Genomic DNA, 8,337 nt, shown 5'->3' on the forward strand with positions numbered 1-8,337 from the left:
GATCCTTGTAGTGCGGATCAATGCTGCCGGATCCCAGGGTGTAGAGATTCTTGAAATCCTTATACGCAATCAGAGGACTTTCCTCCGTTTTCTGCCGGGCAGCACTGTCTATGGCCGGAGAACTGCTGTGGCTGTCTGCATACTGCTGATCAATCTTGTTTATAATGGCTCTGATCCGGCGTGCGGTCAGAGGTTTTCCGGAAGTTACGGTGCCGTCAGATCCGATGCCGAAGTCTCCCCGCTTGAGCTCCTTTCCCAGCAGCTTTTCAAGTTTATCCATGAATTCCCGGGAAAATGATATCCTGCCGTCGGCGCGCACGCTGGCTCCGTTGATTCCGTAGGTATCTCCGAGTGATTTTAAAAGACAGGCCCGAACCTCGTTATTAGCAGCTTTGGTGGTACTTCTTCTCGCGAATCTGAAAATATTTGCTGATTTAAAGGTACCATTCTGATGGAGCTCAGAGGTTTCCTTATCCACATTAACAATGGCCCTGTCATCAGTAAAGGCAACCCTGAAGGAATCCAGCGCATTCAAATTGATATCTATGGTACTCATAAAATATGTGTTCCTATACCTGCTCAGTGTCAAAATCATTTCGGAATGAAAACTCCATTCCGTATATAGATAATAGTACGTAAAATTCACCATCAAAGGATATGACCATGATCTCAAAAGGCGAAAATCACACCTGTTTCACCCCGAAAATTTGATAACGAAAATCAGATGCCTGACTCCGGCATTCAGGTATTCAGCGCTGAACTAAAATCAGAAAAGAATGTCTTTGGTACTAAAGAAATCAAGAACAGTGATTAAAAAACTTTACAGAACATGCTTAACCAGCTCTAACAACAAGGTGTTTTATGTATATAAAGTTTAGACAGTATCTAAACATGACAGACTTATAAAGCAGAATAATATAAAACACAGGGCCAATAGCATTCCCACGGCAGCAGAAAGTCCTCATTCTGCCGCAAATAGCAGAAAAGCAGCAATTAGTCTTAAGAAGATACCCCCTGCTGCCAGAATGAAGTTTTCCCGAAATGACCTTCACCCGACTCCAAATCAGTCCCTGTATTATTCGTGCCCATTATAGGTATATGAGAACCGCCGGACCGCAGCTATACGGGGAGCTGATCCCCCGGCAAAGCTAAATACCCCGTATCACCGCTTCCCGGGATAGTTCAAAAGGAAAAGCTAAGACCTCCCTCAAAGTCTCAGGCTCTGTCTGCGCTGCTATTCCCGGAGCCGGCAGCTGTCATAGCCCCTGAAGACAGGTACGTCCCTTACGGCTGGAATTCCGATCCACTGCCTGCTTAACCCGATAGTTGTCCAGAGCCTTGTAGTAGCCACACTCCATAAGAGCCTGGGAGTGCGTAGGCATAGGATAATGCCAGCACCCGAAGCCGCTAGCCAGACAGGCGCCATTGCCGCCGCAGTCGGATTTCCTGCCGGTCTTGGGGCTGTAGTAGATCCCCACCTGAATAGAAGCACCGGAAGCCGCTCTCCCGCTGGAACCGCCGCAAAGACAGTGCACGATGTCATTATTGCCCAGAGTTTTGGCTATCAGCATAATTTCCTTTTCGCGCATTCTTCTGGCCTCCCGGAGATTGGTATGGAGCTGGCCGTTTTCATCGAAATTGTCCCAGCCGCATTCACAGCCCATGTAGGCCACCTCATCCCTGTACCGTGAAGGACCAAAGGTGCCGTCCATGTAAAGGCATAGCATATCCCGGGATTTCTTCTTCATGGTCCTGGAGGAGCATTTGTTCTTGTAGGAGCCCTCGCCCCACGCCACAAGCTCATTTTCAATACGCTTCCGGTTATCGATATAGGCTTTAAAGGCTTCAATCTCAGCATCGCATTCGTTTTCCCAAAGGAAGCTGAACTTGCTGGTCAGCCCCTCGTGAAGCCGGGTTCCCGCGCCCTTCTTCCGGTTCTGCTCGTAAAGCTGATTGTTGTACCATCTCCGGAAATCCCTGTCGCATCCGGGATAATCCTCGGTATTCAGATTCATGAAGTCATCCGCCCAGTGCCGCAGGTCATCCTTGAAATCACTGTTCTTCTTTTCGATATTTTCCCACTGCTCGAACTGGAGCCTAAGAAAATCCCTGGCCTCCTCATCAGAAATATCGGCCGGATTTAGCTGAATCGCCTCATGACCTTCGGGGTCGCCGCCCCGCCTCAAAAAGCCGACATAGGCGTTGGCGACGGTACGGTTTTTTGAACCGAGAGCCTTCTGTGTCAGCTCATTCCCCATAGTCTTGCACATAGTCTCCTTTGCCTGCTTCAGCGCCCGGGCTGAATGTCCGGGATCCTCCTGCCAGATACCTCCGAAGGCTTCGTTTTTATTATCACCGAAAGTCTTCCAGGCTTTATATACCCGCATAACAGAAACATCATTCACAAAACTCCGGGAGGCCTTGGCGGATTCATAGACAAACTTCACCGAAGCTATGGCAATGGCGACCTTGGGATTCAGTGAGAGGATGGCAATGGCGGCATTCATGGCGGTATTGCCGCTTACAGAACCGTCCACCATGCCCTCTGCAGCCAGAGCTGAAAGCTGATCAATGGTTCCCGTACCCTTCTCGGTGGCGCTTCTTATAAATTCGCCCCGGGCCACCCGTTCCCGCTGTTCGGCCACCATCTTCAGGTAGTTCTTGGCCATGCTGCTGTTACTGGTCAGCTGCTCATAGAGCTTCCGGTATTCCTTTTCGGGCATGAAGATCATCTTTCGGGCACTGTCGAGATTTTCCAGAAAGGCCACATGCTTAGGATCGCAGGCATCCTTAAGAGAGCCGTAAACTCTCCTGTACTCCTCATCAGACATGGTAAGAAGCCGGCTTTCCAGTGTCTTCTTGTTTTTAGTGATCATCCTGCTTATGCATTCTGAGCCGTCACAGGCTTTGAGGGCCCCCTTCAGCACCATGGCCAGAGCATTTGTTCCCAGCTTGGTCATATCCTTTTCGGAAATACCGTCCAGAGCAGCGATGCCGTGCCCATACATCTCCTGCGAAAAAACAATCGCATCCCGGATTTTTCCGATATCCGTGGCAAACTGGTAATTCTGAATGATAGCAGTTCCGAAATCCATAATAGCGGCGTCGAAATTGCCCTCCCGTCCCAGAGTGATGTCCAGTCTGGTCTTTTCATTAATGACCTCCCGGAGCTCGTCCTTACAGTCTCTGATATCCACCCGGACTTTGGAGAAACGGTATTCCCCGTAGCCAGACACCGGAGTTCCCAGGACGTCAGTTTCCGGAAAGTACAGCGAATAATCCTGACCGAAGCCTGTTCCCGCCAGATGCTCGTAAGGATCCTGTCCCAGCATCCGGTAAAAATTATCAAGATCTGCCTCCTCTGCCGATTTCCCGGCAATATCCGGTACAGCGCAGCCCCGCTGTTCCTGGCCGTAGTCAATTACGGTGTAACGCAGAGCATAGAGCTCCTCGGGAGCTGACAGGTCTTCGGGAAGCTGCTTTTCCCCAAACCGGAAGGGGATAATCGCCTCCGATGAGATGGAATTCTGAGACAGATCTGCATGAAGCGCGGGAACGTAAAACTCCCTTTCAATCCTCTGGGACAATTTCTTCAGGCTTTCCTCCTCGGAAGGAGCTTTGGCATTAACCTGAACCGGACTCCGTAGTTCTGCGAGAAGCTTTTTATCAGCGGCGGCAATTTCCTTTTCGGACATAATCCGGAGATCCCGCTTCGCCAGAAGAATGCCATCCTCCTCGTTACTGCTGTAAAGCCGGAGCTCATAGTTTCCCGGAGCCATTTCGTAGGTGCCCACATTGACGGAAAACCTAACATTATGTGAAACACCGTAAGTGTCTCCCCGGTACTTTTCAGAAATTTCCTTCGGATTTCCGGATGCGCTTTTCGGAACAAGCGCAACAAATGAGGAATCACGGACACCAATACGGTTAATGCCGGTAAGGGTGAAAGAGGAGTCCGGCTCGATTTCATCATAGGGAAAACTGAGAACGGCCGCGGGAATGTCATAAGGGGACTCCCGTACAATAAAGTCCCGGGATACAGATAGGGGATTGTCGCCGTCCTTCATTGTTATAACCGCCGTGTATTCTCCCGCCTCGTAAATGGGACCAAAGCGGTCAAGCCTGCTGCCGGGATTGCAGTTGTACCAGGTATCGATTACGGGTTTGGCGGCCCCCTTTCTGGAAACTTTCAGGGTGGCTCTCTTTCCCTCCCATTCCGGAGTCCAGTTAAATATAAAATTTATCCGCTTTCCGGCATAAAGCTCAGCAGGAATAATGAGACCGGATTCGGCAGGAGCTGCGCCGCGGGGATTTTTCACTTTGAATTTCAGCATGGAAACTGCGGGAGAGTTTCTGTCAGTACGCCAGTACGCCTGGCAGGTCCGGCAGCCCCGGTAGAACAGAAGCGCATAATCGCCCTCTTCCTCCGGAGCCGTCATGGTAAAGCCAAACTCCGGACCGCGAATGTCCCGGATATTTCTGGTCTCCTTCAGTACCTTTATATCCTTTCTCGGGGTATTTCCGTCATCCTGAGCCAGAACAAACCAGCCATCCCCGGGATCCTCATCCAGGCCCAGCACATCAATGAAGAACTCCTCCCCGGGGGCAAAGACATTCCTGGGTACCGCAAAGCTCACAGCTTCCTCTCCAGCCACCTGAAAACCATAGCGGGCGAGAAGACTCTGGTCATCATCAGCGTCATTAAAGACTCTGATTTCGTAGGAGCCTGGTCTTTCCGGGGCCTGAAGAGACAGAAAATCTGTCTTTTCCCCGGATTTTAGAACGTTGTTATTGATCATAGCCTGAATAGAGGAAGTGGCATCCGGAGGAACCCCCGCCCCCGTCATCACAATCTTCACCCTGTGAGACAGCTTTGCATATTCCGGCCTCCTGAGTCTCAAAATAAATTCCTCCCCTGGAGATAAAACACCGTCCAGGGGACCTCCCTCAAGCTCAAACCCCGGCAGAATGCTTTCGGATACCGGAGCAGTGCTATCACTGCTGCTAATAACAGTACTCGTAATCCGGGTTCCGGCCTCCACTCCAAAGAATTCCCGGAGCGCGTTCTTTTCCGAGGTATCAAGTTCCCTTTTCAGAAGCTCGCCGGATTTTGTGATTACAGCTCCCAGGGATTTCAGAGTCATTTCCAGCTTGCCGGTGTCGACATTTACCTCAGCCTTCACTGCAATGCTGCTGCCATTTCTGTCCTCCTCCAGAAGCCGGTAGGAGGTGGTGAAATCCTGGGGACGGGCGATAATAATCTTCCGGATCTCACTGCTGTGTGCCGTTAAAAAATCCCGGGCAGTCATGTTGTTCATCAGGGTGCGGGTGGCGTTAAGCCTGGCATTGACCTCACAGGTAGCCGCGTCCTTGCCCCGGGCCTCCACCACCATAACCTCGGCCCGGACCGCTGTCATAAGAGAGCTCATAGCCAGCACGGCCACTGCCAGAGCCGTTTTATGAAAAACTCCTCGAGTAGCCGGCTGAAAATTTCTGATACTCATTACTGCTTCTCCTTCTTTTCCGAAAGCAATTCCCGGTAGGTGCCCAGCTGCTTTTCATTGCGAGGGTCTTTAGCGAAACGGCTCATTTCAAAATAGTCCAGAGCGGTGCGGCCGGAGCGGTCCCGGTCCGTAACAGCAGCCCCAGCTCTGAGAAATTCTCTGATACTCCCGGTATCAGGTTTGGTCAGTGCCAGTGCCATAAGAGCGGTACGTCCTTCCCTGTCGGCGGTTCCGACATTAACTCCAAGACTGATAAGAGAGCTCACGGCACCGCTGTTGCCGCTTAGCGCCGCAGCTATCAGAGGAGTAAGGCCGGTTTCTGTTTCAACCTCGTTTATGTCAGCGCCGCCTTCCTGAAGCTTTTTGATTTCGCTTTTGGAAAGCCTGGCGAGACCGGCATAAAACATAAGTCCGACACCATCAGGAGTTTTGGACTGCACCTTTGCGCCCTTTTCCAGAAAAAACTCGATAACTCCCGGGTTGCTTCTTTTCTGAGCCCCCATCATAATGGCTGCAGTCAGCGGATTTACGCCTCTTTTATTGACGGCATTGATGTCCGCTCCGGATTCCACAAGCTTAATAGCATAGTATTTACGGTTATCAGTATCGACTCCTCCCATATACTCGAAGGCCGCCAGAAGCGCGGTATTTCCCAGATCATCCCTGATTTCGATATCTGGTCTGAATTCCATCACCCGGTCAAAGACGTTTCTGGAAATATTGCGGTGAAACATGAAGTTAAGAAGCGTCTCACCCTTTTTGTTTCTGGTATCCGGACTGGCGCCGTCAGCCACGAGAAATTTCATAAAATCAGTGCGATAGTCAATCCTGCCGTCCTTCAGCACTGATTCCTGAATCACAGGAAGGCCCCGGGAGGAAAGCTCGTTAAAGTCCGCGCCATATTTTTTAAAAAGGGCCAGAACCTCCTCATCCTTACTGTATTCCAGGTCATAGACTCTTTTCACCACCAGCATAAGCGGGCTTTCACCAAGTCTCCCTTTGGCCTGTACGGCCCGGACATCGGCACCATGCCGCATTACCGCAGTAAATACACCTTTGTCACGATCATTGGAAAGAGCCTCAATAAGAAGAGTATCGCCATTGGGAGACTTCCGGGACAGATCATAGCTTCCGGCATTGATAAAGGGCTCAGCCGCCGGAAGCTTTTTCGTTCCGAAGACTGTCATGCGGGCAGAAGCCGATCCCGCAAACTGATAGTCAGCATCCAGGCCTTTAGCCAGTGCCAGGGCAAAAAGCTCCGGATTATCGGAACGGGAGACCAGTCTGGCAAAAAAACTTTCGTTGGCACAATCCTTCGGGAAAGCAGTTCCCGCATTGAGAGAGGCTATGATTCTCTGTTCTGTGCTGCCATTAATTCCGGAAGCATACAGGCAGACAGTATCCCTGAGTTCATCAGAAGTAAAAGGCTTCGGTTCGTCAGCGCCGGCAGCCGGAATCAGAAAAAGAAAAACTCCAGCCCCCAGCACGGCCAGCGATTTATCATGAAAAATGCACATCAGTCGGTCTCCTCTACTTTGAACACCGGGAATAAAGAGCGGCCGGAAAGAACATGGCCGAATAGAAACAACGGGAACAAAGAAACGCCATAGCAGCCACACTGCCACCGGGTAAAAAACATCTCCAACTGTAATGATTATGCCATATGTAATTTCAGGTACGGTGATCCCGTTCTATGTTTTCAGAAAAGTTCTGCTTTTCTCTGCCATAGTGGCAGGTAAGGCATTTTCCGGCAGAAGCCTCCGGCGGTGAAAAGTCTTCCTGTCCAGTGCAGCTTTTATGAAAGTTCCCCCGTTGCCTGATCCGTCCCTGAGACCATCGTGCCAGCTGAAGCTGAAATCAAAGAAGTTTGCGGATTTCCCTGTATCGGGTACCGGTTCTATTCCTCCCTCCGGTACTCCCGGTGCACCGCCTCGCAGTTCTTGCCGTAAAAAACAATGCCGTATTTCCTGACAATATCGTAATCATTACGGAGATCAAAATCGTAGCTCTGACTGTCAATCTGGGCAATAGCGGTTTCGCACAGTCTGCGCCATTCGTCCCGGGATCTGCTGGAGCTTTTCTTGAATTCAATGATTACCGCAATCCCGCGGCCGTCATCCAGAAGCACAATGTCTGAAAAGCCGTCCCCGCATTCGCTGTTTGACTTTATTTCCAGTCCTGAGGTTTTTGCGGCAATCCCGAGAACTCCCAGCAGAAAAGCATGATAAACGCTCTCGTATGCGGTATCCCTGACACTGAGGAATGTCAGAAGCATATCCCTGATAATGCCGGAAGTTCTTCTGGCATCTCCTTCCAGCAGGGCTTTAAGAAGATCCCGGGATTTCCGCTTCCACTCCGGATTACTGCCGCTGAACAGGTATTTCGCCTTGTTTCTGAAACACTCGGTTACTTCCTGGTTGGGAATTTTTACCGGCGTAAAATCTGAAGCTGACGGAACAGCATTACGATCCTGGGTAAGATATCCTGTATGAAGCATCAGAGTGACAAAAATATTAAAATCGGTATCCGCCGTAATTTCAGGATAGGAGGTGAATTCGCAGAGCTCAATCTCCTCTGTGCCACCGTCAATCAGATGCTGAATACGCTGCGAATCACCGGAATCCGGGCGCTTCATGCAGATTTCAATAATGTCATTGCCGCTGGAGTTTGCCCAGTAGTTCCTAGGCTGAAAGGCGGCAGGATCCGCTGTTCTCAGGGCATCGCACAGGAAATTAAGCACGCTCCAGGGACACAGCATCTCCTTCCCGGCAAAACTGTAGCCGTCATACCAGGAAATTACGTCCGGAAGACGGTTCTCCATGCCGCAGTCCTT

General features: G+C 50.6%; 4 protein-coding genes. All 4 read right to left on the bottom strand.

Annotated elements, in window-relative coordinates; genetic code table 11:
* The coding region (locus tag F557_RS22835) for a hypothetical protein (protein WP_044143808.1) at positions 1 to 556 on the bottom strand (556 nt) is incomplete at its 3' end.
* A gap of 700 nt (positions 557 to 1,256) precedes the next feature.
* The gene (locus F557_RS0117255) at positions 1,257 to 5,504 is read right to left on the bottom strand and encodes a hypothetical protein (RefSeq protein ID WP_019003458.1); all 4,248 of its coding nucleotides are present in this window, start codon (positions 5,502 to 5,504) and stop codon (positions 1,257 to 1,259) included.
* Positions 5,504 to 7,021, bottom strand: coding sequence for an ankyrin repeat domain-containing protein (locus tag F557_RS0117260; protein WP_019003459.1), 1,518 nt, complete (start codon positions 7,019 to 7,021; stop codon positions 5,504 to 5,506). Before F557_RS0117260 ends, F557_RS0117255 begins: the two co-directional genes overlap by 1 nt.
* Positions 7,022 to 7,401: 380 nt before the next feature.
* A partial coding sequence (locus F557_RS0117270) for a PD-(D/E)XK nuclease domain-containing protein (protein WP_019003461.1) occupies positions 7,402 to 8,337 on the bottom strand: 936 nt, incomplete at its 5' end.

The organism is Succinimonas amylolytica DSM 2873 (assembly GCF_000378405.1).
In the GTDB taxonomy this organism is placed as follows: Bacteria; Pseudomonadota; Gammaproteobacteria; order Enterobacterales; family Succinivibrionaceae; genus Succinimonas; species Succinimonas amylolytica.

Excerpts from the sequence above, each read along its gene's own strand:
- F557_RS0117260 (WP_019003459.1), bottom strand. The coding sequence starts at position 7,021 with ATGTGCATTTTTCATGATAAATCGCTGGCCGTGCTGGGGGCTGGAGTT.
- F557_RS0117255 (WP_019003458.1), bottom strand. The coding sequence starts at position 5,504 with ATGAGTATCAGAAATTTTCAGCCGGCTACTCGAGGAGTTTTTCATAAA.